The sequence below is a fragment of the Halococcus sp. PRR34 genome, assembly GCF_028617175.1.
In the GTDB taxonomy this organism is placed as follows: domain Archaea; phylum Halobacteriota; class Halobacteria; order Halobacteriales; family Halococcaceae; genus Halococcus; species Halococcus salifodinae.
The window spans coordinates 130,222-155,734 of the sequence record NZ_JAQJDA010000006.1; the positions used below are offsets into that span (position 1 = coordinate 130,222).

At 64.2% G+C, this 25,513-nt stretch carries 27 protein-coding genes, 1 tRNA gene and 1 pseudogene; 14 read left to right on the plus strand and 15 right to left on the minus strand.

The annotated features are described in order from the left end of the window. Positions 1 to 26: 26 nt before the first annotated feature. The 4 genes from PHA81_RS09765 to PHA81_RS09780 all read left to right on the plus strand — a co-directional run bounded on the left by PHA81_RS09765 (position 27) and on the right by PHA81_RS09780 (position 3,359). A complete protein-coding gene (locus tag PHA81_RS09765) occupies positions 27 to 1,157 on the plus strand; it encodes a M20/M25/M40 family metallo-hydrolase (RefSeq protein WP_273836627.1) in 1,131 nt (376 codons plus the stop codon). Positions 1,158 to 1,193: 36 nt separating this feature from the next. Then, the gene (locus PHA81_RS09770) at positions 1,194 to 2,696 is read left to right on the plus strand and encodes a carboxypeptidase M32 (protein ID WP_273836628.1); all 1,503 of its coding nucleotides are present in this window, start codon (positions 1,194 to 1,196) and stop codon (positions 2,694 to 2,696) included. A gap of 168 nt (positions 2,697 to 2,864) precedes the next feature. Then, a complete protein-coding gene (locus PHA81_RS09775; protein WP_005044221.1) occupies positions 2,865 to 3,050 on the plus strand; it encodes an HVO_0416 family zinc finger protein in 186 nt (61 codons plus the stop codon). A 66-nt stretch (positions 3,051 to 3,116) separates the two neighbouring features. Next, a complete protein-coding gene (locus PHA81_RS09780; RefSeq protein ID WP_005044219.1) occupies positions 3,117 to 3,359 on the plus strand; it encodes a hypothetical protein in 243 nt (80 codons plus the stop codon). Here PHA81_RS09780 and PHA81_RS09785 read toward each other — a convergent pair. Continuing rightward, complete coding sequence (locus PHA81_RS09785; RefSeq protein WP_273836629.1) at positions 3,356 to 5,185, minus strand: ATP-dependent helicase; 1,830 nt, start codon at positions 5,183 to 5,185, stop codon at positions 3,356 to 3,358. The genes PHA81_RS09780 and PHA81_RS09785 overlap by 4 nt on opposite strands. Positions 5,186 to 5,337: 152 nt before the next feature. Between PHA81_RS09785 and PHA81_RS09790 the strand changes: the two genes are divergently transcribed. Both PHA81_RS09790 and PHA81_RS09795 read left to right on the plus strand, forming a co-directional pair. Beyond that, positions 5,338 to 5,925 carry a riboflavin synthase gene (locus tag PHA81_RS09790; protein ID WP_273836630.1) on the plus strand — a complete coding sequence of 196 codons (588 nt, stop codon included), beginning with the start codon at positions 5,338 to 5,340 and terminating at the stop codon, positions 5,923 to 5,925. Between the two features lie 366 nt (positions 5,926 to 6,291). After that, a complete protein-coding gene (locus PHA81_RS09795) occupies positions 6,292 to 7,545 on the plus strand; it encodes an ABC transporter substrate-binding protein (RefSeq protein ID WP_273836631.1) in 1,254 nt (417 codons plus the stop codon). A gap of 68 nt (positions 7,546 to 7,613) precedes the next feature. Here the strand turns inward: PHA81_RS09795 and PHA81_RS09800 are convergent. Beyond that, positions 7,614 to 8,085: pseudogene (locus PHA81_RS09800) on the minus strand (transposase); the annotation flags it as partial. A gap of 231 nt (positions 8,086 to 8,316) precedes the next feature. Between PHA81_RS09800 and PHA81_RS09805 the strand changes: the two are divergent. Both PHA81_RS09805 and PHA81_RS09810 read left to right on the plus strand, forming a co-directional pair. After that, positions 8,317 to 9,402, plus strand: a complete 1,086-nt coding sequence (locus PHA81_RS09805; protein WP_273836632.1) for a geranylgeranyl reductase family protein — start codon at positions 8,317 to 8,319, stop codon at positions 9,400 to 9,402. Between the two features lie 58 nt (positions 9,403 to 9,460). Next, the gene (locus PHA81_RS09810; protein ID WP_273836633.1) at positions 9,461 to 10,027 is read left to right on the plus strand and encodes a GNAT family protein; all 567 of its coding nucleotides are present in this window, start codon (positions 9,461 to 9,463) and stop codon (positions 10,025 to 10,027) included. A gap of 15 nt (positions 10,028 to 10,042) precedes the next feature. Here the strand turns inward: PHA81_RS09810 and PHA81_RS09815 are convergent, their stop codons facing one another. Beyond that, positions 10,043 to 11,656, minus strand: coding sequence for a DUF255 domain-containing protein (locus tag PHA81_RS09815; protein ID WP_273836634.1), 1,614 nt, complete (start codon positions 11,654 to 11,656; stop codon positions 10,043 to 10,045). A 90-nt stretch (positions 11,657 to 11,746) separates the two neighbouring features. Here PHA81_RS09815 and PHA81_RS09820 point away from each other — a divergent pair, with 90 nt between their 5' ends. From PHA81_RS09820 to PHA81_RS09835, 4 genes are all read left to right on the plus strand, one after another. Beyond that, positions 11,747 to 12,241, plus strand: a complete 495-nt coding sequence (locus PHA81_RS09820) for an FxsA family protein (protein WP_005044198.1) — start codon at positions 11,747 to 11,749, stop codon at positions 12,239 to 12,241. Between the two features lie 70 nt (positions 12,242 to 12,311). Continuing rightward, positions 12,312 to 12,385, plus strand: a tRNA-Ile gene (locus tag PHA81_RS09825). 474 nt (positions 12,386 to 12,859) lie between these two features. Further along, positions 12,860 to 13,060 carry a hypothetical protein gene (locus PHA81_RS09830; protein WP_049910241.1) on the plus strand — a complete coding sequence of 67 codons (201 nt, stop codon included), beginning with the start codon at positions 12,860 to 12,862 and terminating at the stop codon, positions 13,058 to 13,060. Positions 13,061 to 13,146: 86 nt separating this feature from the next. Beyond that, complete coding sequence (locus PHA81_RS09835) at positions 13,147 to 13,404, plus strand: hypothetical protein (protein ID WP_005044193.1); 258 nt, start codon at positions 13,147 to 13,149, stop codon at positions 13,402 to 13,404. 308 nt (positions 13,405 to 13,712) lie between these two features. Here the strand turns inward: PHA81_RS09835 and PHA81_RS09840 are convergent, their stop codons facing one another. From PHA81_RS09840 to PHA81_RS09865, 6 genes are all read right to left on the minus strand, one after another. After that, positions 13,713 to 13,841 carry a hypothetical protein gene (locus tag PHA81_RS09840; RefSeq protein WP_273836635.1) on the minus strand — a complete coding sequence of 43 codons (129 nt, stop codon included), beginning with the start codon at positions 13,839 to 13,841 and terminating at the stop codon, positions 13,713 to 13,715. An 83-nt stretch (positions 13,842 to 13,924) separates the two neighbouring features. Continuing rightward, positions 13,925 to 15,235: a histidinol dehydrogenase gene (gene hisD / locus PHA81_RS09845; RefSeq protein ID WP_273836636.1), complete on the minus strand. Its 1,311-nt coding sequence runs from the start codon at positions 15,233 to 15,235 to the stop codon at positions 13,925 to 13,927. A 39-nt stretch (positions 15,236 to 15,274) separates the two neighbouring features. Further along, positions 15,275 to 15,487 (minus strand): hypothetical protein, encoded by a 213-nt coding sequence (locus PHA81_RS09850; RefSeq protein WP_273836637.1) that lies wholly within the window; start codon positions 15,485 to 15,487, stop codon positions 15,275 to 15,277. Positions 15,488 to 15,815: 328 nt separating this feature from the next. Continuing rightward, positions 15,816 to 16,268, minus strand: a complete 453-nt coding sequence (locus PHA81_RS09855; protein WP_273836638.1) for a PIN domain-containing protein — start codon at positions 16,266 to 16,268, stop codon at positions 15,816 to 15,818. Further along, complete coding sequence (locus tag PHA81_RS09860) at positions 16,249 to 16,488, minus strand: AbrB/MazE/SpoVT family DNA-binding domain-containing protein (RefSeq protein WP_273836639.1); 240 nt, start codon at positions 16,486 to 16,488, stop codon at positions 16,249 to 16,251. The genes PHA81_RS09855 and PHA81_RS09860 overlap by 20 nt, the downstream gene beginning before the upstream one ends. Positions 16,489 to 16,555: 67 nt before the next feature. Beyond that, positions 16,556 to 17,902 carry an NAD(P)/FAD-dependent oxidoreductase gene (locus PHA81_RS09865; protein ID WP_273836640.1) on the minus strand — a complete coding sequence of 449 codons (1,347 nt, stop codon included), beginning with the start codon at positions 17,900 to 17,902 and terminating at the stop codon, positions 16,556 to 16,558. 152 nt (positions 17,903 to 18,054) lie between these two features. On the opposite strand from PHA81_RS09865, the gene PHA81_RS09870 reads away from it, so the two are divergent. After that, entirely contained in the window at positions 18,055 to 19,017 is a 963-nt protein-coding gene (locus PHA81_RS09870) for a D-2-hydroxyacid dehydrogenase (protein ID WP_273836641.1), read from the plus strand. Positions 19,018 to 19,043: 26 nt separating this feature from the next. Here the strand turns inward: PHA81_RS09870 and asd are convergent, their stop codons facing one another. Both asd and PHA81_RS09880 read right to left on the minus strand, forming a co-directional pair. Beyond that, complete coding sequence (asd, locus tag PHA81_RS09875; RefSeq protein ID WP_273836642.1) at positions 19,044 to 20,081, minus strand: aspartate-semialdehyde dehydrogenase; 1,038 nt, start codon at positions 20,079 to 20,081, stop codon at positions 19,044 to 19,046. 158 nt (positions 20,082 to 20,239) lie between these two features. Next, positions 20,240 to 20,431 carry a 30S ribosomal protein S17e gene (locus PHA81_RS09880; protein ID WP_005044177.1) on the minus strand — a complete coding sequence of 64 codons (192 nt, stop codon included), beginning with the start codon at positions 20,429 to 20,431 and terminating at the stop codon, positions 20,240 to 20,242. Between the two features lie 145 nt (positions 20,432 to 20,576). On the opposite strand from PHA81_RS09880, the gene PHA81_RS09885 reads away from it, so the two are divergent. Then, on the plus strand, positions 20,577 to 21,977 hold the full coding sequence (locus tag PHA81_RS09885; protein WP_273836643.1) for a hypothetical protein: 1,401 nt from the start codon (positions 20,577 to 20,579) through the stop codon (positions 21,975 to 21,977). Between the two features lie 263 nt (positions 21,978 to 22,240). Here the strand turns inward: PHA81_RS09885 and PHA81_RS09890 are convergent, their stop codons facing one another. Genes PHA81_RS09890 through cofD form a run of 4 tightly spaced genes read right to left on the minus strand, consistent with a single transcriptional unit; the run spans position 22,241 to position 25,495 of the window. After that, complete coding sequence (locus PHA81_RS09890; protein WP_273836644.1) at positions 22,241 to 22,840, minus strand: DUF447 domain-containing protein; 600 nt, start codon at positions 22,838 to 22,840, stop codon at positions 22,241 to 22,243. After that, on the minus strand, positions 22,837 to 23,694 hold the full coding sequence (locus PHA81_RS09895) for a triphosphoribosyl-dephospho-CoA synthase (RefSeq protein ID WP_273836645.1): 858 nt from the start codon (positions 23,692 to 23,694) through the stop codon (positions 22,837 to 22,839). Before PHA81_RS09895 ends, PHA81_RS09890 begins: the two co-directional genes overlap by 4 nt. Further along, positions 23,691 to 24,467: a tRNA-dihydrouridine synthase gene (locus PHA81_RS09900; protein ID WP_273836646.1), complete on the minus strand. Its 777-nt coding sequence runs from the start codon at positions 24,465 to 24,467 to the stop codon at positions 23,691 to 23,693. The genes PHA81_RS09895 and PHA81_RS09900 overlap by 4 nt, the downstream gene beginning before the upstream one ends. Next, positions 24,467 to 25,495: a 2-phospho-L-lactate transferase gene (gene cofD / locus PHA81_RS09905; protein ID WP_273836647.1), complete on the minus strand. Its 1,029-nt coding sequence runs from the start codon at positions 25,493 to 25,495 to the stop codon at positions 24,467 to 24,469. Before cofD ends, PHA81_RS09900 begins: the two co-directional genes overlap by 1 nt. Positions 25,496 to 25,513 lie beyond the last annotated feature (18 nt).

A 25,513-nucleotide genomic window follows, 5' to 3' on the forward strand; every position in this document is an offset into this window, starting at 1 on the left:
TGCCGTTTCTCGTGGACTGTGCTTCCATGGCTGCTGCCACGGATCTCACCCGCGACCTCGTTGCGATCCCGAGTCACGACGACGAGACCGATGCTGGTGACTTCATCGAGACCTGGCTCCGCGAGGGGACCGACGCCGACGTGACCCGCGATGGGGTTGGCAACGTCATTGCCCGCCGAAACACGGATGCCGACACGGACGAGTCGATCGCGCTCGTCGGTCACCACGACGTGGTTCCACCGGACGATTCACAGACAGCGGACGGCGAGTACGTCGTCGAGGAACGCGATGGCCGGCTCTATGGCCGCGGTGCGGCGGACATGAAGGGCGCGGTCGCGGCCGCGATGTGTGCCTTCCGCGATAGCGAGGTGCTACGCACCTCGGACAGTCGGACGCAGTCCGACGACACCGACCCTACAGTGGAACTCGTCTTCGCGAGTTTCGCCGGCGAGGAGATCGGCGGCGAGGGCGCACGCCACGCCATCGACGAGGGGTTCGCGCCCGACTACGCGATCATCGGCGAGGGCACGACGGGCTACTCCGCTCCTGGAACGACCGATGTCGCGGTGGCACACAAAGGCCGGCGGGCGAGCACCATCACTGCCCGCGGGACGGCAGCCCACGCGAGCGAACCCGAAGCCGGCGAGAACGCCGTCTACACCGCGTGCGAGGCGGTCGAGACCGTTCGCGGGATCGACGCACCATCCACCGACGTGTTCGGTGAGCGGGTACGGGGAAGCGTTGTCGTGACCGAGATCGATGGTGGCTCGGCGTGGAACGTCATTCCGGAGTCGTGTTCGATCACCGTGGATGAACGGACGGTTCCGGGCGAGCGCGCTCCGCTGGCGGCCGTCGAGGATTCGGAACGCGTCGAGTGGGCGGTCGATCAGGACCTCCCGCCAATGGCGTGTGACGACGAGGCGTTCGCCGAGGCGGTTCGCGCGGCCGCCGCCGAGGCTCAGGAGAGCGAGCCCGAACTCGTCACGAAACCCCACGCGACCGACGCGGGCTGGCTCGCCGAGGCAGGCGTGACCTGCGTGATCTGTGGCCCCGCCGAACCGGGCGAGGCCCACACCAAAGACGAGAGCGTGTCGCTCGCCGTCCTCGATCGGTGTTACGAGATCTACCGCGAGGCGGCCGAATCGATCGGCCGGTAGGCAAGAATTGATAGGGCGGCGCGCCGGCTGTCGGGTATGGCATCCGACGCCACGGTCGACGCCTACGACGATCTCCTCGAACGCTACGAGCGGATTTCCAACATCCAGAGCGCAGCGGGCGTGCTGAGCTGGGATCAGGAAGTCATGATGCCCGACGGCGGCACGCCGGCACGCTCGGCCCAGCGCTCGGCGCTATCGGCGACGAGCCACGAGCTCCTCGTCGAGGACGAGACCGAGACCGCACTCGAGGAGGCTGAGAGCGCGGATCTCTCGGGCGAACAGGCCGCCGTCGTCCGAGAGATCCGTCGCCAGTATGACCGCGCGGCGCGCGTTCCGACGGATCTCGTCGCCGAAATTTCCCAGACCACGAGCGAGGCGCTCCCGGTCTGGAAGGAGGCGAAAGCCGAGGACGACTTCGAGACGTTCGCGCCGATTCTGGAGGAGCTGCTCGATCTCAAACGGGAGTACGCCGAGCACATCGATTCGAGCCGGCCGCCGTACGAGGTGCTGTTCGAGGACTACGAACCGTATCTCGGGCTCGACACCGCCGAGACGATCCTCGACCGGCTCCGCGAAGAGCTCGTTCCGCTGATCGACGAGATCGGCGAGAGTGATGTCGAGCTCGCCCGCCCGTTCAGCGGAACGTTCGACGCTGACGCCCAGGAGACGCTTGCGCGCGACGCGCTCGACACCCTCGGCTATGACTGGGAGCGGGGCCGTCTCGACACCGCGCCGCATCCGTTCTCGACCGGCACGCAGTTCGACGCCCGCGTGACGACGCGCTTCGACGAGGAGGACCCGCTCGGCGCGCTCACGAGCACGGTCCACGAGTTCGGTCACGCGACGTACACTCTTGGACTGCCCGACGAGGAGTACGGAAGTCCGCTGGGTGAGAGTCGGAACCTCACGGTCCACGAATCCCAGTCTCGGCTCTGGGAGAACCACGTCGGCCGATCGCAGCCGTTCTGGTCGCTCTTCTTGCCGAAAGTCAAAGAGCGCTTTGCGGGGCTCGACGATGTCACCGCGCGGGACGCCTACGAGGCCGCGAACCGGGTGTACGACGACAACCTCATTCGCGTCGAGGCGGACGAACTCACCTATCACATGCATATCGTGCTCCGGTTCGAGATCGAACGCGCGCTGATCGAGGGCGATCTCGACGTGCGCGATGTGCCCCAGGTCTGGAACGACAAGATGGACGAGTATCTCGGCATCCGTCCCGACACCGATGCGGAGGGCTGTCTCCAGGACATCCACTGGTCGCACGGTTCCTTTGGCTACTTCCCCACCTACTCGCTTGGCAGCGTGCTTGCCGCGCAGCTCTACGCGAGCGCCGACGAGGAGATCGACGATCTCGACGGCGACATCGAGCGCGGCAAGTTCGACGCGCTCCACGACTGGCTCACCGCGAACGTCCACAGCCACGGCCAGCGCTACACCACCCCTGACCTGATCGAGGAGGCCACCGGCGAGGCGTTCACCGCCGATTACTTCCTCGATCACGCCAGGGCGAAGTACGGCGCGCTGTACGATCTGTAGGCCAGCGAGGCAGCAGAAGTCCGCTTCTGACCCGATTTCGGTCGGACTGCTCTACCGTTCTCGACCTCCGCTACTGTCCGTCATCGTCCCACTCTGTCACACCGTTCGCGATAAGCGTTAGCACCGACCACCAGAGCTATATGAGTGGTGCGTCATACCGTATCATGTATGGCGACCGCACCCAACGATGCCGACGCTGACGTCGACGAGTTCCTCGCGCAGCGCGGCCACGAAACCGGGTCGCCGGGATGGGGAGAGAGCTACAACAAAAAGCAGTGCCCGGACTGCGGTGGGCTTCACGAGGCCGACGCGACCACCTGTACGGTGTGTGGCTGGACGCCGCGATCGGCCTGATTCTGGAATCCGACCGTTCGACGACGCGACGAAGCCCGTAAGTCAGTCCGTCTCTCACGGCGAGACATGGGCATCATCAGCACGTTCGGAACCGTCGTGACGCTCGTGCTCGCGCTGCCGGTGGCGGTGCTCGGCACGCTCTTTCTGGCCCAGGGACAGACCCTGTCGGGCATCGCGATGATCGCCGTCGCGGTGTTGATGTTCGTGGTCAAAACCTACGTCACCACGCCGGACGATCTTCCCATGATGGCAGCCGAGCGGACCGTCGACACGATCGCGAAAGACCCCGGCGAGGACGAGCGGAACTAATCCGCAGCGGGGGCCTCGGTCTCGCTGAGCACGTCCTCAACCGTGACACCAGAAGGCCGGTTGTCGAGCAGCACGTCGATCGGGAGCGTTGGCGCGCCGCCGATGAGGTCTTCGAGCAGGACGAGGCGCTCGCGCGCGCGGCTCATCCCGACGTAGAACACCCGACGCTCGTTGTCGGTCAGCATCGGCACCGGATCGGTGTTCTTGGTGAACGGCTCGTCGCCGGGGATCGTGACGTCGTCGTCGACCGAGGCCGCCATCTGCTCGACGACTTTCTCCGTGAGGTCGGTCGCGACGAACACGTGATCGGCCTCGCGACCCTTCGCGGAGTGGATGGTGCCGACACGGACGCGATCGCGGTCGACGTCCTGATACTCCCCGCCGAAGTACGCCCCGACCGACTGCGTCTGGAACTGGGAGACCTTCCGAAGCATGTCGTCGGCCGATGCCGGTCCGGGCATGAACGGGACGTGCTCCTCGACGAGTCCGGGATCGATCGTGAGTTCGGCAACGTCCTCGACGCCCGCCGCCTCCTGCTCGTCGTCGAGCGCGTCGTAGAGGGCGTCGCGGTGGTTGGTTCCGAAGGCGGTGTCGGCGAGCATGTCGGCCAATCGACGGGCTTCGAGCCCCGTGATGGGCTCGCCCTCGTCGACCCGCTCGATCGCGCCGACGTAGTCGTCGAGCCGATCGGTCCACATCCGCTGGTCGGTGAGCGCCTGGAAGGGAATCCCGTCGTCGATGAACTCGTCCATGAACCGGAACAGCTGGTAGCGCGCTCGAAAGAGGATCATCATGGTTTCGTCGGTGTTCTCGACCGTCGATCGGACGTTCCGAACGAGATCGAGCATCGACGGGCTGTGGACCGCCTCGACCGTTCCGCCTTCCGTTCTGGGTCGGAGGTTCTTCTCCTGGCGCTGCTCGATGTGACGCACCTCGCGGTTCACGACGTTCAGTACGCGCGACGGCAGCCGGTAGGAGTTGTCGAGGATCACGTCTTCTCCCACCTCGTCGAGCAGGAGCTGTGGGTCCGCGCCCTGCCACGCGTACACCACCTGGTCGTCGTCGCCCGCGATCAGCGCGCGCTCGACGTGGGGCTTCCACGCCTCGTACACCTCGTGCTGGAGCGTCGTGATGTCCTGAAACTCGTCGATCACGAGGTACTCGACCGACGGCAGGAGCGAGCGCTGGTGGACGCGTTCGAGCATGTCCGCGAACCCCGTCAGCCCGTGCTCGCCCTTGTACGACCGCCACGCTCGGATCGCTTCCGGAATGTCGATGCGATCGTCGTCGCTCGGCCACGTCGGCGTGTACTTGTTGCCCTGCTGGGCGTTGTCGTCGATCTCGGGTGGGAGGCGCACCTCCTCGTCGTTCCACTGGAAGGGGACGTCGTACCAGTCGGCGACCTCTCGGGTGGTGCGCTGGAGCCACTGGCTCGTGGCGATGGCCTTGTTGCCGATGGTGGTCGAGCGCGCGCTCCGTCGGCGTGAGCCCTCGTACTCGTCCTCGAACTCGATGCCGTACTCCTCACAGAACTCCTTCTTGTCGGATTCGCCGACAACGTCCCCGCGCGAGAGATCGAGGAGCTCGTACGCCTTCGCGTGCATCGTACAGACGTTGCCCTTGAGCGATCGCGGGCTGGCGTCGAGGCGTTCGGCGAGGCGTTCGCGGATCTCGGCGGCCGCCGCCCGGGTGTACGATACCACGAGCACGTCGTCGACCGTGGTGCCCGACTCGTCGAGGATGTCCTCGACGCGGTCGAGCAGCGCCGTGGTCTTCCCGCTCCCCGGTCCGCCGAACAGCCGGGTCACGTGCGTGTCAGTAGACATGGCCCACAACAGGCACCCATCGGTTATAAGCGACGTGGCTCCCGTGCGAACCCCGTTTCGCGACCCGAACATCGTCGAACGAGGATACCGTCGAACGAGGACCACGGCCGTCGAGCGGTAGCCTCATCCCGCGACCACACCTATCGCCGGCCATGTTCACCGGTATCGTCGAAACCACCGGCGAGGTCCGCGACGTCATCGACGAGGACGGCGGCCGACGTGTTCGGATCGGGGCCGATCTCGACGGCCTCGCACACGGCCAGAGCATCGCGATCGACGGGACCTGTCTCACCGTCGAGGACCACGATTCAGGGTCGTTCGAACTGTTCTGCTCGACCGAGACCATAGAACGCACGACGCTTGCGACGATCGGAGTCGGCGACGTGGTCAACATCGAACGGGCGCTGCCCGCCGACGGCCGGTTCGACGGCCACTTCGTCCAAGGTCACGTCGATGCGACCGCCGAACTCCGCGGTGTCGAACGGATCGACGACGACTGGGAGTTCGCGTTCTCGCTGCCCGAATCGGTCGCGCGCTACGTCGTCGAGAAGGGATCGATCACCGTCGATGGGATCAGTCTCACGGTCGCCGACCTCCGCCCGGATTCGTTCACCGTGGCCGTGATCCCAGCCACCTACGACCTGACGACGCTGAGCGAGAAAGCGCCCGGCGACCCGGTCAATCTAGAAGTCGACGTGATCGCCAAATACGTCGAACGCCTCACCGAGGGGTATCGGTGAGGAAGCAATACTGACGGATTGGTCGATGCAGAACCATGCGGAACGCCACCAAGCGGTCTGATTGTGACGGAAGTGGTGCAGTGAACCCGTATCCCCGTCTATCAGTTCCAGTTGTGGGCCCGTACTCGCCATCAACTCGCTCGGAGCCGGCAGCTCGTCGGGTGATCTGTTGAGTACCTCGAGCACTTCGACGGCATCGAACTCTTGATATCGTTCTTGCCCAGTTGTCTCGATCAGGACACCCTCTGATTCGAGTGTTCTCGCGGCACTGTTTGCTATCGGGTTCGTTACAGCAAGCACACTTTCGATGTCTCCAGTCGATCGGAGATCGGAATAGTTATACTACTTTAGGCTGGCCTAATTTCTATGAACCCCGAGTCCACGGAGCATGAGGGATCGACACGGCGCGAGTACGTGAAGTACGGTGGAGCAGTCGTCGGTGGCGGCCTGCTCGCGGGGTGTACCGGGAGCAGTGGTTCCAGCGGAGCCAACGGGACGACAAACTCAAGCAGCAGAAATGGGACCACCGGGAACGAAACCACCAGCTCGACTAGCTCGGAAGGTGGAAACACGACGGCCGGCAGTACGGGGAACTCGTATTCGGTGACGATGGCACCGATGGGAACCGTCGAGTTCGACGAGCCGCCCGAGAGCTGGGTGAGCTACCTCAGTACGTACGGCGACATGGGAATCGCCCTGGGAAAGGCCGACGGCCTACGGGGGTTGTGGGACCCCGGTGGCATGACGACCGTGTTCTACGACGCGCTGCCAGATGTCGACGTTTCCTTCGAGAATGTCTCGCCGATCTCCGGTGGCGGCGAGTTTGACAAGGAAATATTCTACGAGCTGGACGCTGATGTCCACCTGCTCGATCCCAACTGGATCGGCGTGTTAGCTGATGACTGGGGTGAGGACGATATCGAAGAAATCGCCACTGGCGTCGGTCCGTTCCTCGGTAACTACATCCGGCGACGTGGCGACGACTGGCATGACTACCAGTACTACTCGTTGTACGAGGCCTTCGAGATCGTCGCAGACGCCTTCGACGAGCGAGAGCGGTACGAGGCATTTGCATCCATCCACAACGACATGCTGGCGACCATCGAGGAGACGCTGCCGCCCTCAACGGACCGACCGACTGTCGGCCTCGTGTCTGTCAACTCCGATTTCGAGAACGGCGTGTTCTACGTCTATCCCGTCCAAGAGGGGAACAACCACAAGCAGTACCGCGATCTCGGAATGCGCGGAGCCTTCGACGATCACATCGAGGGAGGCTACGGCGAGTTCGACTACGAGCAACTGCTCGAAGTCGATCCCGACGCCATCGTGTTTCAGTACGGCTTCTCGCACGTTTCGGCGGCTGAGTTCGATTCCCGGTTGGAGACGATGCGCGAGAACCCGGTCGGCAGCCAGCTGTCCGCCGTCCAAAACGACCGCCTCTACCGCGGTGGCAGCTCCTACCAAGGACCAGTTGTCAACTTCTTCCAGACGGAAGCGGCTGCGAGACAGTTCTACCCCGATGCCTTCGGCGAGTGGGATGGAATGGCGACGCTACACAAGGAGTCGCTCAGGCTGTTCGAACGCCAGCGCGTTGCGGACGTCATCAACGGAAACCTCTGAACGGAGCCAACCCACACGGCGGGTCGTCCGCCTGTCTTCGTACAAACCGATCCAGAGGAACGCAGGACGGTTCCACGCCCGCGCGTGGAGAAGGCCTCGCGGGCGTGACGGGCCGTTGCGTTCGCAGCCCTTCAGCCCGGCCGAAACGTACAGTTCGTCGATCTCGACGGGACCGTACAGCTCGCTCGACGGCGTGTCGAGCGCTTTGGTGAAACGCTCGACACGCCGGTGAGGCGTCTTATACGAGAGATCGAGTTCGGCGGTAAGTTGGTGGATACCGGTGTTGAACCGGACGAACGTGTAGATCGCAAAAAGTCACTCGTTGAGCGCGATCTTCGTGCACACGAAGATCGCGTCGGTCTTGTCGTTGAACGTGTGGTTACAATCCTTACAGAGATACCGTTGAAAAGCTCTGTAGCTGCCGTACTTGACCACCAACGAGGATCGGCAGCACGGGCACTGGAGTTCATCGCGCCAGCGGACTTGCTCTAGCAGGTCCGCAGCGCTCGTTTCCGAACTCAGTGTAGCAAATGGGAACATCTTACTGGGTGACGTGGAAGCGTCACCCTACGCTTTCTCCGCTACAGCTACTCTACCAATGATCTCCTTCACAAGAGCGTACTCAATATCATGTCTTAGAACGGGCCATTGGCTGCTAAGCAAATTCTCGCCGACTGATCTGGCCACCTTCCTTCGAGGTCGGCGTGAGCGGCAGATGCTGATCGGAACGAGAAGGAAAATACTTGGCCGAACCCCGGATACCTCCACACAATGTACGATTTCGTCGTCGTGGGTGCCGGGCCGGCCGGGTCGCGCTTCTCCCGTCAGGCCGCCGCGGCGGGCCACGACGTCCTCGTCCTCGAACGCGGCGAAGTCGGCACGCCGCTCGCGTGTTCGGGCCACGTCAGCACCGATGTCTGGGAATTCACACCCGATGGCGCGCGTGCGGACCTCCTCCAGAACGAGATCTCGGGTGCACGCTTTCACGCCGGCGGCCCCGGCGAGCGCGCACATCGGTTCTACAAGGACGAAACTATTTCAAATGTCATCGACCGGGTCGAACTCGACCGGACGCTCGCGCGGGCGGCCCGCGAGGCGGGTGCCGATCTCAGAGAGCATCACAGCGTGATCGGCGTCGAGGAGCACGCCGATCGTGTCGCGGTAACCGCCAGAACGCCCGACGGCAAGCAAACCTTCGACGCGCGGATGGTGGCGGGCTGTGACGGCCCGGTGTCGCGGGTTCGACGCGAACTCGACCTGCCCGAACCCGGCGAGAAACTCCAGGGCGTGCTCGCGTTCTCCGACGAAAACGATCCCGGCGCACACGTCGATGTCCACCTTTCAGTACCCGAGTTCTTCGCGTGGCGCATTCCCCGAGCCGAGGCGGGGGTCGAGTACGGTCTCGCGGCCGCGCCCGGCGAGAACGCCACCGGACTTTTCGAGACGTTCACCGCGGACTATGGAATCGAGACCGGCGAGACGTGTGCCGGGATGATCCCGATCGGGCCACCCGACCGCGTCACCGGCTATCGGTCGTTCCTGATCGGCGACGCCGCCGCCCAGACCAAACCGTTCACCGGCGGCGGCATCGTGTATGGGATGACCGCGGCCGACCACGCCGCCCGCGAGATCGATCCCCGAAGTCCGGGGTCGCTCGCCGACTACGAGACGGCGTGGCGCGACGACCTCGCGCGTGAAATCCGGCTCGGGCACTGGGTTCGTCGGGCGTACTCGCTCCCGAAATCTCTCCAGAACGCCGGTCTCTCTGCTCTTTCCGGGAAGATCGGCGTTCATATGGACAAGCCAACGACGCTGTTCTCGCCAGAGAGCCTGAAAACGCTGCTCTCGCGGTCGTGACGGCCGTGAGCGCTGGATAGCCAGCAGTCATTTGTGTCGGGACGGCGACCCCTTGCCCATGCCCGGCAAAGTCTTTCTCCGCGGCGAACGCGTGACCCTCCGCACCGTCGAAAACGAAGATGAAGACATTGACCTCCTCCAGCGGGCGCGCAACGACCCCGACCTCCGCGAAGGGCTGTTGTTTCGCTCCCCGTCGACTCGGGGGCAGGTCGAGGAGTTCATCGAAGAGCCCGTAGAGGACAATGACGACACCGCCCTGCTTTTCGTCTGTGTAGACGAGGAACCGGTCGGCACAGTGACTCTCTTCGATGTCCACCGAGAAAACGCTACGCTCGCGTACTGGCTTCTACCAGAGTTCCACGGCGAGGGCTACGCGACCGAAGCCGTCGCGCTCGTGATCGATCACGCCTTCGACACGCTCGGGCTCAACCACCTCGTCGCGTGGACTATCGACTACAACGAGGACTCCCAGGCACTCCTCGATCGACTCGGCTTCTCTCACGAGGGTACCTACCGCGAGCACGTTTTCCGAAAGGGCGAGCACCGCGACACGGAGCACTACGGCCTCCTCGCCGACGAGTGGGCGGGAAGCGAAACGATCCTCGACGAGCAGTCGTCGTCCTGACTCGATAGTACCGAATCACTCGCCGGCGACGTACTCACGAAGCGCCGATGGAGTGGAGACGACCGTCGATTCACCGTCGATGGTGACTCGTGCGGTGTCCGACTCGCCGTCGGCGTCGGGGACCACGACTGCCTCGTGGTCCGGGACGTCGAGGGCGGCGCGGTGGAGTGGGGAGTCGACGGCTGCGGCGACCTTTATCGTCGTTCCCGAGAGCAGCCGCGCTGCGGTGGACGCGTAGCCCGCGACCTCGATTCCGAGGCGATCGTGTGCGCCCGCGAAGGCCGCGAGCGTCTCGCGCGCAACCCGCTGGTAGCGGTCCTCACCGGTCAGCACGCCCAGCTCGTACAGCGCGTCCGCGATCGCGACGTTCGTCCCGAGCGGCCGCAGCGGGCGCGAGAGCAGGCCCGCTCCGTCTTCGGGCCCGTCGAGAAACGAATCACCCTCACGGCGTTCCGTGATCGTGTACTCCGCGATCCGCTCTGCGGGTGCGAGCCAGTCGTCGTCGAGCACCTGAACGGCACTCGTGAGTGCGCCGAGGACGCGGGCCTGATCGGCGAGCAGTCCGTGGGGACCGGCCGTGTCGCCGTCGCGGTAGTGGCACACTCGACCATCGTCGACGAGGCTATCGAGGAGGTGTTCGAGCGCGCGCTCGGCCCCGTGACGCGCGCCTTCGTGGCCGGTGACGGCGTGCGTTTCGAGGAGTGCGTCGATCGCGAGCCCGTTCGCCCCGGCGAGCACGGTGTCGTCGATTGGGGGTGCGTCTGCGGCCTCGCGGTCGCTCGGTGGGAGGCCGTAGTACGCCTCGTCGCCCGCCTGACTCGTCGCGAACCCGTCGCCGCTCGCGAGAGTCGTCGTGAGGAACTCCGCCGTACGCTCGGCGGGTGCGGCGTACTCGTCGTCGTAGCGTGCCGCCGCGGCGAACGCTCGGCAGAGCCCGGCGTTGGTGTCGAGGGTCTTCTCGGTCTGGCGCTCGCCCCAGTCGCGTTCGACCGCGTACCGAAAGAAGCCGCCGGCGTAGGTGTCGTGGAGGTGGGTCCGGATCGCTTCGAGCGTCCGGAACGCCCGGTCGGGATCGCGGCCGAGCGCGAACTCGATCGCGGGTGCGAGCGGGAACTTCGGTCCCGTGCCCCACCCGCCGAACTCCTCGTCGAACGCCGCTTCGATCTCGCGTTCCATGTGGGCCTCGATCGCCGAGGTGAGCTCGCCCGCCGGTGGGTCGGCGTCGCGGAGTTCGCGCGGGATCCGTCCCGATTCCTCGCCGTTCTCGTTCCACGCCGTCCGCACGCGTTCGAGCACCTGACGGAGCCCGTCAGTGCCGAGATACGTCGCCCCTGTGATGAGCTCTCCAGCGGGAGTGAGGAACACCGTCGAGGGGAACCCGCCCATGTTGTAGCGGTCCCGAATCCGGGGCCGTCGATCGACGTCGACGCGAACCGGAACGAACCCGTCGTTCAGATTGGCCGCCACGGTCGGCGAGGCGTACGCGGTCCGGTCCATCTCGCGGCACTCCCGACACCAGTGGGCGCGCAGGTTGCAGAGAATCGGCGCGTCGCGCTCGCGGGCCTCGGCGAACGCCGCGTCGCCCCACTCGCGCCACTCGACCAGCGTATCGACTGCGCCAGCGTCCATGTCTTCCCTTCGGCGGACCGGCCAAAGCGCTTCGGACTCCGAACCCGTCGGAGGATAAAGGGTTTTGCGTGCGGAACAGGTAGTCAGGGTATGGTGCTCCGGATCATCGGGCTGCTTCTCCTCATCCCCCTGTTCGACGCCGTGTTGCTCGTCGCGGTGGCGGGATGGATCGGCGCGATCCAGACCGTGGCGCTGGTGGTGCTCACGGCGCTGATCGGGATGCTCCTCGTGCGCGCCGAAGGTCGCCACACGGCCCGGAAGATACAACAACGGGTTGAGCATGGCCAGCTTCCCGGCGACGAGCTCCTCGACGGCGGCCTCCTGATCGCCGCCGGCGCGTTCTTGCTCACGCCGGGGCTCGTCACCGACGCCGTGGGACTCCTCCTCACCGTGCCGGTGACGCGCTGGCCGATCCGCTCGGCGATCAAACGCTGGCTCGTCGTCCCCTACATCGATCGCAAAACCGGCGGCATGGCCTCCGGTGGCGTCTACGTCGGTGGATTTCCCGGCGGGACCGACACCGACGATTCTGACATCTACGACGTCGATGGCGGGCGCGACGATCCCGAACCGGGCCACGAGTAGTTTCGCTGAGGTTTCGGCGCGTCGCGAAGAGAAACCCTTACATGCAGTACGGCGCAACTCCGGAATGTCCGGGCCAATAGCTCAGTTAGGTTGAGCGCTCGGCTGATAACCGGGAGGTCCGCGGTTCAAATCCGCGTTGGCCCATTTTCGTGCGCGAATCGACGAACGGAGTGAGTCGGAACGTCTGACTCCGGTTCAAACCCGCTTGGATGGGTTTTTTGACGGCGAAGCATGCGATATAGTGCCTCGTGAAACGACAGTTGGTAGTGGTTGACGAGCGACTTCCTGCTTTGCGAGCCGCAGCTCGCCAGCCAGTCCGTCGGAAAAAGACAGCAGGGATAGGTTACAGGTGATGCCACGCAACGGACCCTGCTGTTCCGTGGAGCTCGCCTCGCTCCGTCTGTTACTCTGTCCCACGCGATAATAAGCTTTGTGTGGACACACTACTGGGATATATTGACCACGGGTATCGGTCGGACGGAAGCCGGCGTCGAACTGGGCTGGGTTTCGACCGGGTGTCGACAACGACATGCGCCGAACCGAGTCATTGAGGCCGGTCGAGACCGTAGCCGAGCGCATGATCGATCACCGATGCCGCCGAGCGAGGACGTTCCGTCCATGACGGTCGACGAACGCGTGCTGCTCGGGGCTGTGCTCGCCGCCGGCGTGGTCGTTCCCGGGGTGGCTGACTACGCGCTTTCGACCGCCGGGTTCGACACGGCCGGCATGGTCGTTTGGGCCGTCGGCTACCTCACGATGGCGCTCGTGGTCTGGTATCGCTGGATTCGGCCGCTCGATCTTTCGGGGCCGGCCGGATAGCCATCTCCGGCGCCGCTCGGCGACCCGCCAACGCTCGCCCCGACTCGTAAGCTTGAAGCCGGCGACCCGCCGACGTTTTGCTGAGGATGTTCGCGCTCCCGCTGCAGGTGATCGATAACTTCCTGCTCCAGTACAATCTGGGCCAGGTGTTGCTGCTCGTTTTCGTGCTTGCGACCCTCGCCGCGCTCACCCAGCGGTCGCTGAAGATCATCGCGCTCCAAACCATGACCTTTGGGCTCCTGTTCATGCTGGTCCCGAGCATCGACGGACCGGGCACCTATCTCTACCTCGGCATCGGACTCCTGATGATCGCGCCGATGGCGTACGTCAGCGCTGGCCGCTGACCCACCACTTTTTACTGTGCTATGAGACGGCTTCTTCGCGCGGCAGAGCCGCGCGAACGGCCCGAGGCGCTCCGCTCTCTCGAACCACGAGACAGAGCTCGGAAGACGCTTCGCGTCTTCCGGTGGACTGAAAACACCCACTCGCTCCTTCGCTCACTCCGTTCGCTCAGTCATCCCTCGCGCGGGTCGCGCGCCTCCGGCGCACTCCCGCGCGCCAACCGCACCATCGAAGACCGGGAGAAAGAGCCGATCGTCGATCGAACCGAATCGAAGCGCCGGTGTGGGGCGTGCCGCGATGGCTGCCCGGGTCAGTAGTCGATCTCGTCGTCGATGAGGATGCGGTTGACCGCGTAGCCGACGGCGTCGCCACGCGTCTCGAAATCGTGTTGTTCGGCGAGAACCGCGAGTTTGTCGGCGGTTTCGGGACTGACAGCCACCTGTATTCGTTCTTCGTTCGACACGTATGAACGTACGAAGCGCAGCTATCTAACCGTACGCCTTGCGGATTCGTGGTGGTCAGCTATTCACGAAGCTGATCGGGGTCTCGGGCGGCGTTCTCGGACTCGCGGAGCCTGAGCGCGACACTCTCGGCGTGTGCCTCCAGCCCTTCCGCCGCAGCGAGCGTCGTCACGGTGTCGCCGATCGCGTCGAGTGCATCCGAATCGAGCCGCTGAACCGTCGTCGAGCGGAGGAAGCTGTCGACCGAGAGGCCGCCGGCGACCTTCGCGTGGCCGCCCGTCGGGAGGACGTGGTTCGGCCCGGCGGCGTAATCGCCGGCCGCCACCGGTGAGTGAGGGCCGAGAAACGCACTCCCCGCGCTCGGGATGCGATCGAGCAGCGCCTCGTCCTCGGCGGCCTGGATCGAGAGATGCTCGGCGGCGTACTCCTCACAGAACAGCACGGCCTCGGACATCGAGCGCGCGTGGAACACGCCGCTGGCGTCGTTTTCGAGCGCCTCACGGATGGTGTCCTCGCGCTCGCGGCCCGCGAGACGATCCTCGACCTCGGCGACGATCCGCCCCGCGAGCGCTTCGTCGTCGGTGACCACGACGACCGACGCGTTCGGGTCGTGTTCGGCCTGGGCGAGCAGGTCGCTCGCGACGAACCGTGGGTCGGCGGTCTCGTCAGCGAGCACACAGATCTCGCTCGGGCCCGCGAGAAAGTCGATCTCACAGTCGTTCCTGACGGCGGCTTTCGCGGCCGTCACCCACCGATTGCCGGGGCCGACGATTTTCTGGACTCGGGGAACGGTCTCTGTGCCGTACGCGAGCGCCGCGATCGCCTGCGCGCCGCCGGCCTGATAGATCGCGTCCGCGCCCGCGACGTGGAGCGCCGCGAGCGTCGCGGGGTTGATTTCATCGGCGGGCGGCGTCGCCACCGCGACCTGTTCGACGCCCGCGACCTTCGCCGGAACGACGGTCATCAGCGCGCTGGAGGGGTACGCCGCCGACCCACCTGGGACGTACGCGCCGACCCGCTCGATCGGACGGTAGCGCCGGCCGAGTTCGCGCCCGTCGAACGACTCGCGCCAGTCCGCAGGGATCTGCCGCTCGTGAAACTCTCGGATGTTGGCAGCGGCGGTCTCGATCGCGTCCCGGAGATCGTCGTCGATCTCGTCGTACGCGCGTTCGGCCGCATCGGTCACGTCGAGCGAGCCCACAGTGGTATCGTCGAACTCCTCGGCGTACTCTCGGAGCGCGACGTCGCCCTCCTCGCGCACGCGATCGACGATGTCGGCCACGTCGGACTCGATCGCCGCGATCCCGGCGTCGCGATCGAACAGCGCGCGGCGCTCGTCGGGCGCGAGCTCCGCGACGGCGTTGGCGTCCATACCGGGCGTTTGCGGCCGGCGCGAAAACGGTTTGGGGTCTCACTCCTCGATCTCGACGAGGCCGAGCGCCGAAAGCACCGCTCGCACGAGGAGATAACACACGAGGCCGAACGCGACGAGGCCGACGGGGCCGGCGAGCAGGCGCGCGGTCCGGAAGGGGAGGACGAGCCGGCTGAAACCGAGGATCACGAAACTCACCAAGATCAATCCGAATGCGAGAGCGGAGAGTGACACGAACCGGCTGCGATCCATTCAGGCGACGCTACGCTGCTCGTGGGAATGAAGGTGTCGCCCGGAACACTAACAGCCGGCGTCATTGCAGGCAGTGCGCCGTCTCGGCCGGTAAACCCTATGCCGGGCGGGTCGTGGGTGACCATCCTCGGCCGGCGGTGCCGGCCTCGCAGTCGGTTGCGCGTAGCGCAACCCGTGTCGTCGGCTCGTGCCGACTCCACGTTCGGTCGTGCAGAGCACGACCCGTGTTGCGCGCCGGGGTTCGCCGCACGGTCATCGCGTCCTCGTGGACGTACTCGGGCGGGGACTACGGCACGCACGAGTGCTACGGGCGGGACGAACTAACACCTTACTCCTCGGGATCGTACGGGTTCGCGGGCGTGTCGAGTCGCGTCACGCCGTCGATCCCGTCGAAATCGTCGTCGAACGAGTACACGTACTCGATATCGGCCGTTCGTGCGGCAGCAACGATCAGCACGTCGACGAACGACAGCCGTTCTCTCGTGCGGAATAGCGCCTTCGCGCTGGCGATCATCTCGGCGTTCGAGCGTTCGACGTGAAAGCGAGCGTTGACTTCGAGTCGGTCGAGGAAATCGACGGCCGCCTCGTGGGAGACACGGCCGTGGATCCCGTTGAGTGTCTCCGCGAGTACGCTTTCGATGACGACGGCGTCCGGGAGCGTTCCGCCGTCGACGCCTTTCACCAGACGAAGCGCGACATCGTGGTTCGCATCGCGTGCGTTGACCGCACCGAACAGCACCGACGAATCGAACAGGCGCGCGTCACTCGATGCCCCAGCCATCACGTTCGGCGGGAGCGTTCGTCGGTTCGCCCTCGTAGCCCTCGAAATCGGCGAACGTTCCCTCGGTCTCGCGAACGACCTCGATGCGAACGGTGTCCTCCTCGTGGATCCAACGCACGAGATCACCGTCGTCGATGCCGAGCTCGCGGCGGATCGGGGCCGGAATCGAGGCCTGGTTGCCCGACACCCGGCTCTCCGAGACGAACGTCTCGCTGCTCATACAGCCGATTCGAGCGGGAAAAACAACAGTCTGTCGCCACACGACACGGTCGGCGTCTGCGCTCGATTCAGATCGCGTACTCCGATTCGGTGAGCTGGACGTACCCACCGTTCCGGTAGCCGAGCTTCGCGCGCTGGTAGCGCGTGAACACCGAGAAACCGCCGGAGCCAAGCAGTGGCGTCCTGTACGTGCTGTACCGACCGTCCTTGAGCATCCGACCGATCGACCGAAACGTCCGATCCCAGTCGTCGGGCTCGAACCCGCGGACGACGTCGGCCATCGCGACGTTCCGGCGGACCTCCTCGCCGATCGCGCGCTTCCACTCGCGGTTGTACGCCCCGAGTGCGCCCGCTCCCGCGAGCGCGCCCGCGATCTTCCCAGTCCGAACCGCGACGTGATCGCCGCCCTCGTGGAACGCCGAGGTCGCGCCCATCGCGCCGCCGACGATCGCGACGTTCGCGCCCACGGGCGAGTCGATCGGTCGAGTCGAGGAGATGGGGTAGGACTCGACGCCGCCGCGCTTGCCGCGATCCTCGACCAGCGGGAAGTCTTCGAGGTCGTAGTCGGGATACTCGGTTTCGAGGAGTCGTTGGACGTACTCCTTGCCGGAGGGGACGGTCGTGTCGTCGGGTCGGAGGAGTCGGTACGCCTCTCGGTTTTTTACGTCGTCGAGATCGAGTCCGATCGGCATCGTCAGCCCCACACGGGCCACCGTGCCGTCGTTCGGGAACACCCACGGGTACGCGGTGTGGCCAGGCATCGCCCCCCACCAGAATTTGATGTGGTTGTCGTCGAACAGTTCGGATGGGAACTCCCGATACTCCTGGTAGGCGATGTGGTTCGCGCGGTTCGAGGCGAGGTCTTCGAGGCGTTGCTCAGCGACGAACTCGGAGAGAACGCCGCGCGTGATCGTCCGCTGTGGTCCGTCGGCGAGGATCAGATACTCGGCTTCGATCTCGTGGCCGTCGCGCAGGGTGAGCGTATGGCCGTCCCGCGGGTCGATCGCGACGTCCTTGATCGCGGTGCCGACCCGGTAGCCTGCACCGGCGCTCTCGGCCCGTCCGCGGAGCCAGTCGTCGAAGCGCGCGCGATGGAAGGTGAACCCGAACTCGGGGTACGACGCATCCACTCCGGTGTCGCGGATCGTCATACGTTCGTTCGGTCCCGCAAAGGTCGCGCCGTCGAGGTCACGCAGGATCACCTCGTCGGGGATCGCTTCGGGGAGATCCATCAGGTCGACCCAGTAGTCCAACATGCCGGCGGCGTCGGTCGAGTCGGGGCCTGGACCCTCGCGGTCGGCCCGCGGGACGCCCTTCTCGAAGACGACCGCGTCGGCACCCTGCCTCGCGGCCGTCCACGCCGCCGCCGTCCCCGCCGGGCCTCCGCCGACCACCGCCACGTCGATCCGCTCCATAAAAACCGGGACACCGCGGGGAATAAAGGTCTGCCCGTTTTTCGCCCGCGACGAAGGCGTCGGGACGGTGCTCGCCAGCCCGAGTGGACTTATACGAGGTGCCGTCGAATGGGACCACATGTGCCGAGACGATCGACAACGAGGCGGGTATCGTGGCTGATTCGAACCCCGACATCGCCGTGCTCCGGCGGGGCGTCCACGGGATGCCGATGGCGGAGTACGCGGCGGCGCTCCGCGAGCGCCTGCCGGGGTACGACGTTCGACGCGCCGCGACGCCCGACGAAGAGCGTGATCTGCTCGCCCGCGCGACGGTCGTCACCGGCTCGACCGTGGACCCGTCCATGCTCGATCACGCCACGAATCTCCGGCTGTTTGCGTGCCTGTACGCCGGCTACGGCCATCTCCCGATGGCGGCGTTCGAAGAGCACGGTGTGAGCGTAACCACCGCTTCCGGGGTCCACCGCACGAACATCGCCGAGCACGTCCTCGGCTTCCTCCTCACCTTCTGTCGTCGTCACCACGAGGGATGGCGTCGCCAGCAACGCCGTGAGTGGCGGGCCTACCCGACCCGCGAGCTCGCCGGCTCGACGGTCACGATCGTCGGCCTGGGCGCGCTCGGCGGCGGCGTCGTCGAGCGCCTCGCTGGGTTCGATGTCGACACCATCGGCGTTCGTCACTCTCCAGAGAAGGGCGGGCCGACCGACGAGGTCCTCGGCACCGACGACCTCCACGACGCGCTCGCCCGCGCCGATTATCTCGTCCTCGCGGTCCCACTGACGGACGAAACCGAGGGGATGATCGGTGCGGCGGAGTTCGACACTCTCTCGCCCGACGCGTTCGTGGTGAACGTCGCGCGCGGACCCGTGATTGACACCGACGCCCTCGTGTCGGCGCTGCGTTCGAACGCCATCGGCGGCGCAGGGCTCGACGTCACCGACCCCGAACCCCTCCCGGAAGACCATCCGCTGTGGGGGTTCGAGAACGTGCTCATCACGCCACACAACGCGGGTCACACACCCGAATACTACGAGCGACTCGCGGACATCGTGACCGAGAACATCCGGCGAGTCGAGGACACGGGTGAGTACGAGGGGCTGAAGAATCAGGTGGTCTGAAAACGGTTCCGACCGTCGTCGCCGGCTCAGATCCAGCCGTCTTCAACGAGAAGCTCGCCGTTGAGAACGCTCGCGCCGGCCGCCCCACGGAGGGTGTTGTGCGCGAGACAGTTGTACTGCACTCCATCGCTGGTCTCGCGGACGCCGCCCGCCGCGACGCTCATCCCTCCGCCCACCATCCGATCGAGGCGGGGCTGCGGACGGTTGGGGTCCTCGAAGACCTCGATGAGCTGATCGGGCGAGCTGTGGAGGGAGAGCGAGGGGGCCTCGCGCATCGCGGCCATTGCGTCGTCGGCGGTGATGGTTTCGCTGGTTTCGGCCCACGCGTTTTCGAGGTGACCGTCAAGCGTCGGCACCCGATTGCACGAGGCCGCGACGTCGACATCGTGGTCGTCGATCGCCGCACCGTCGAACGAACCGAGGAGTTTGCGGGTCTCGGTCTCCATTTTCTCCTCCTCGCCGCCGATATGCGGGAGTACGTTGTCGAGGATCTCCATCGAACTCACGCCGGCGTAGCCCGCGCCCGAGACTGCCTGCATCGTGGCGACGTGGACAGTCGAGAGGCCGAACTCGTCGAGCGCCGCGAGCGTCGGGACCATCGTGATCGTCGAGCAGTTGGGGTTCTTCACGAGCGCCCCATCCCAGCCGCGCTCGTCGCGCTGGACCTCGAGGAGATCGAGATGGTCGTGGTTGACCTCCGGGATCGTCAGCGGAACATCACTGTCCATCCGTGCGTTCGAGGAGTTCGACGAGACGACGTAGCCCGCCTCGCAGAAGCCTGGTTCGACTCGTTCGCCGACCGACGAGGGCAACGACGAGAAGAGGAGATCGACGTCGTCGGGGACGGCGTCGGGATCGGTCTTTTCTACGACGAGATCTGCGACGGCGTCGGGGATCGGTGTCTCGATCCGCCACTTCGCCGCCTCGCGGTAGGACTTGCCGGCGCTGTCGTCGCTCGCGGTCAGGGTCGCGATCTCGAACTCGGGGTGGGGATCGAGGAGCTGGATCAGCCGCTGTCCGACGGCCCCGGTGGCTCCGAGAACGCCGACGCGTGTGGAAGACATTGCCGAGGGTAGGGAAAGCGCGGGTGAAAACCGTTCTGGTCGGCACAAACACCGCCGTTCGACCGTGTAAGAACGCGTCGGTGTCGTCGGTATCGGCGTCGGGTGGGGATCGGTATCGCGGTCGGTGTCGGGTGGGCGTTCCGGGTTTCAGTCCCGACTCAGGCCGCGGCGTTGCTCTGTTGCTTGCGGGTGACGTAGCCCGCGATGCGGTTGCGGACGTTCTTCGAGGTGACGTTGGTGAGCGCGGTCACGCTCTCCTTGTTGTGCTCGAAGTCGGTCGAGAACGCCTCGGGATACCGTTCGAGTAGCTGTGTGCCGGTTTTCTTGATGTAGGCCGGTTTGATCGCCATGTCTTCGTCTTCTTCGCGTGGCGTATAAACGGCGCGTTCTGGCTCTACAGAGAATGGCGCTTCTCAGATTGTAAAAACGAGTGTTTTTATTAATCCTTGTTTCTAATCGTTTCGTAGCTACATAGCCCGACGAAAATATGTCATTATGGCTGAGCTTTATATATTTACTATTGTCGCAGCATTTGTCGGAGTGTATTCGATTCTCCCTGATCATAAAAAACTCCGAATTAGATTTGCATTTTCAACGTGTTTCTGGTTAGTAGCCACAATCTCATCGATTATAGTATTGTTAATATACCTTACTGGCGTATACATAGAATCAGCGAATCCTGATTTTAGATACTTTTGTGGTAATATCTGTATCCCTGCCACATTTTGGATCGAAGCAGGACAGATTTTCATCGCTGCCTCCGTTTCCGGATACGGCATCTGGAAGTTGGTAAAAAACCAATCAGATATAAAAGACGACGGGGAAACTGCTGCGGTTCTCCGACAATTGTTCTCAAAGCGCGACTTTGACACACTCGTTTCAGTAATATCGGGTAATTATAGAAACCTAATAAAAAACGTAAATAGCCAACAGTATCCAGAATCGAAATCAGTTACAGAAGGCGTGTTAACAGATGAAAGAATAGTACCATATTACAGTCAACTTGATCCATCACTAGCCTTTAAAATTATCGAAGATACAAAAGCACCCTTTGATAGACGTGAGTTCACTACGAAATATCTAAATGGGCTTTTTGACGACAAATCTAGTTTATTATACCATGAAATAGAAAATAACCGAAATGGCGAGTATGGTCCATATCAACTCCCTACGGCAAACCGCCTACTTAATTCGCTTTTCTCAAACTGTGAGATTGCGAAGGATTTGGCCATATGGAATCCGATTAGGAGGGAGGTACGGACGCAGTTAGACGATCTCAACAAGAGTAGTGATGATCCATACGTCAACAGAGATGGTGCATTTCAGCTAGGCAATCCTGGTGTAATCTTCCGAGATCGTATATACGTAGGAGTCCGCGTATACAACATCATGGCTGCGGCCGCCCTGGAGCAGGGATTAAACCACCATCTCTTCTTCCATTATATAGGAACATTTTCAGAAGACATCTGTCGTAACTACGAATTAGGTCCACAGTCCAATCCGAGCGCAGAATTTCCAAATGATTATTCATATTTACTTAACGAGATCATGAATATGCTCGAACATATTATAGAGTTAGTCATAGACCCCAACACGGAGGTGCGAACTGCAATATCGAAACCAAATACTGAATATGAAAATGATATCATAAAAGCAGCCATATGGGCACTGGTGATGAGCCACAAATCTATATTGATGTGCCAGCAAATCCCAACCTCATTTAAATCATACGTAACTAGTGGTTTTCTTGAAACATATTTATCTCTTGCGGTGAATCAAGATGAGATAGCCAGAATGTATGCAACAGCATTTCGTCAATATCTCATTTCACAAAGCGTAGACAACCCAATATCAGATCAGAATCATCAGCAGTATCTTACAGAATTGCATCGTTGAGCGTGTCATAGAATTCGTCACACAGCTCAATAGCAGGCTGAGAAACAGTATCTGATACGGAACCGAATAGTGTCGTTATTCAGAACCAGCGGGAGCAGGCCTCTCGGACGAGATCCGAATACTGTGCCAACCGTTCTATGACACGCTGTCGTTATCTAAGAACATACGACCAGGCGATGTTTATGACCGCCCCTGCCAGAAAAAACGTCTACGAAAAACTCCTTCGAGATGTCCAGTAATCTTCATTCGAATGGTTATCTGGCTCAAAGCTCATCAGTATACTCACGAACCCTCCGCATCGCCTCGCGCTCGCGCTCGCCGCCACAGGTGTCGACCACTGCCGAAAAGTAGTCGAGACGGTCGCGGAGTTCGTCGGTGTCGTAGGCATCGACGTCGAGGCGCGAGGCCGCGACCGTGGCTTCGATCACCGCCCCGTAGCCCCGGTTAGTGGTCGGCACACGCTTGGTTTCGACGCGCGACTCGGTAGGGGTGATCTCCCACTCCGCCCACGACGTTCCCCCTGATTCGCCCCCGTCGACCCGCTCGACTGCGACCCTGACCCACGCGTCGGCCGCGGGATGGATGGACGAAGAGCGTTCGAGAATCGAGAGCGCGCTTTCGGCGAACACCACCGGATCTGCGAGGAACTGGACGACGCCTTCGCCCTCCTCGCGGAAGTTGCGCCGGGTCCGCGTTGCGCCCCACGTGCGCGCGGTCACGGGATCGCCGGCGTGGAGCCCGAGCGCCGCGAAGTTCCACAGTCCGTTGGGACCGAGCGTCGCCACCACGGACTCGGTCACGCCCCGGAGCGCGACGGGCCACTCGGCCTCGTTCTCGGTCGCGGATTCGTTCGACTCGGTCATACGTCGAGCCCGCGTTCGAGCGCGACGAACAGCCCGGCGGCGACGAGATCGGCGGTCGTTCCCGGGTTCACGCCGCGCTCGACGAGATCGTCGGCGAGAGTTTCGGGGTCGAGGTCGCCGTCGAGCGCCGTCTGGGCGGCCGCCGAGACCTCCTGTGCGGTGGATTCGCCGTGCTTCGTGACGACGAACGTATCGGGTTCGTCCGCGAGCAGTTCGAGGAAGACCCGCGCCGCGCGCTCCGGAACCGGGCCGTCGAGCGCGGCGATGCGATCGGCCGCGGCGAACGTCCGTGGGAACCCCGACACCCACTCGCGGGCGACGCCGTCGCGGTCGGCGCTCCGTTCGAATATATCATGCAGCGTTAGTTTCCGCTCCTCGACCGCCGGCACGGCGTCGGCTCCCCGCCGGACGTCGAGGGCTTCCATGTCCGCCGGCGGGTCGTCGACCGCGACATCGACGTGCTCGAACGCCCGGTAGAACCCGGCGGCGTCGGCGACCGTCGTGGCTTCCGTAACGCGCGCGGCGCGCTCCGGCGTCAGTTCCTCGTTGTCGGACGGCGACCCGCTTCCACCGCTCGCCGTCCGAATCAGCGGCGTGAGTAACAGCAACGCGCCGAACTGGGTGTTACCACCGCGCTGATCGGCCATCCCCTCGACAGCGCGTTCGAACGATTCTCCGACAGGATCGCCCGCTGCGGCCATCCGGAGTCCCTGGCTCGCGCCGACCGCGCCGGCCATGAAGTGCTCGAACCGGAGGTCGGGGTACTCGCGCGCGCGGTCGACGTTGCCCGGCTTGGGCGTCGCGGTGACTTCGAGCAGGAGCGCGAGCTGGGCGTTTGCGGCCGACGTCCTCATCCGCTCGCACCCGACTCGACTCGTTCAATCCCGTTCTCCGGCTCCACGAACCACTCGTCGGTCGCGCTCCGCACGCGCTCCAGCACCGCCGGTCGGTCGCTCGGCCGCCCCACGCTCACGGCGTCAGCCCCGTGATCGAGGTATTCGTGGGCTGTCGCGGCATCGCGGACGCCGTTGTTGGCGATCACGAACGCATCGGTCGCGCTCGCGACGTCGGCGATCACCGGCTCTGAATCCATCGCGTCGACGTGGACGACATCGGCTCCCGCCCCCTCGACCCATCGCGCCGTGTCGGGGAGCGAGACGCCTGGCACCTCGGTCCGGACTTTCACGCTCACCGTCGCGCCCGCCTCTACGGCGGTCTCGACGTACTCGCACAGTCGGTGGGCGTCCCGGAGCAGGGTCTCGCCACAGCCGACCGCGCACAGCTCGTCCTGACGGCAGTGGGCGTTGATCTCGACGAGGGCGTCGTGGTCGGCGCAGACTTCCGCGACCTCGTGGATGGGCGCGCGCGACGCGCTCCGGACGTTGATCCCCGAACGGAGCGGTGCGTCGTCGAGGGAAGCGAGTTGAGCGTCGACAAACGCGACCGGGTCGTCAGGCAGGAACTCGGTGCGGTCGCGGGCGACGAGCTGACGCGCCGCCCGCCGAGAAGGTTCGTCGAGCGCGATCCCGCCGAGAAAAGCCGCGCCGACGTGTTCTTCGACCGCCCGTGCCCACGCGGCGTCGGACTCGCCGCTCAGGCTCGCCAGCGCGAGTCGGGGCTCGAACATCAGGGCGCCCCCCGACCGAGTTCGAGGGCTTCCTCGACCGCGTGCGCGACGCGCGTCGAGTCCTTCGAATCGTCGATCGTGATGTCGGTCGTCACGGTTGGCCGGCCGAGAGCCGTGGGATCGGCGTCGTCGATCACGAACGCGTCGGCGAACGGGTAGGACTCGGCGACGCCGGCGGTACTCGGCTCGACGCCGACCGCCGCCATCAGCTTCGCGGCCGGTCCCGAGAAGAGCTCTTCGCCGACGAACGGCGAGACCGCGACCACGGTGGTTTCTGCGAGCGCTTCGGGTACGCCGTCGAGCGCGAGCAACGGCCCGAGACTCGTCACTGGGTTCGAGGGGCCGATCACTACCGGTTCGGCGAGCGCGTCGCGTACCGCGGCCGTCGGGGCTGCATCGCCGTTCCGGCTGCCGTGTTCCCCTCCGTCCGCCCCGCGAAACTCGACATCCTCGACCGCCGGCTCGCCACCGTGGGCGACCCAGAACTCTTGAAAGTGCATCGGCCCCTCGGGAGTGTGGATCATCGTCGCCACCGGATCGTCGCTCATCGGGAGTAGTGAGACGTCGAGTGAGAATGCGTCGGCGAGCAATCGGGTGGTTTCGGTGAGCGTGTGGCCCTCGTCAAGCAGGCTCGTTCGGAGGAGATGGACGGCCCGATCGCGGTCGCCGATCGTCATGAACTCCCCCACGCCCGAGAAGCGTCGCCAGCGCGCGAGATCGCGTCCGTCGGTCTGGCGCTCGTCGGGCAGGTAGCGCGGGCCGGTGTCGAACCCTGATTCCTCGGAGAGCGCGCGGAGTTCGTCGTGGGTTTCGGTTGTGTCGCCCTCGATCCCCCACCACCGTTCGCGGTCGAGGACGCCGCCGCGCTCGAACAGCACGGTGTCGAGATCCGGACAGACGAGATGGCCCGCGATCTCGACATCGTCGCCGGTGTTGCAGACAACTGTGGTGTCGGCAGGATCGAAGACCGACTCGGCTCCGGGGAGCAGCTTCGGTGTTCCCGTGCCCCCGGAGAGAAACGTCACCATAGCTCGGCGTGAGCCGTG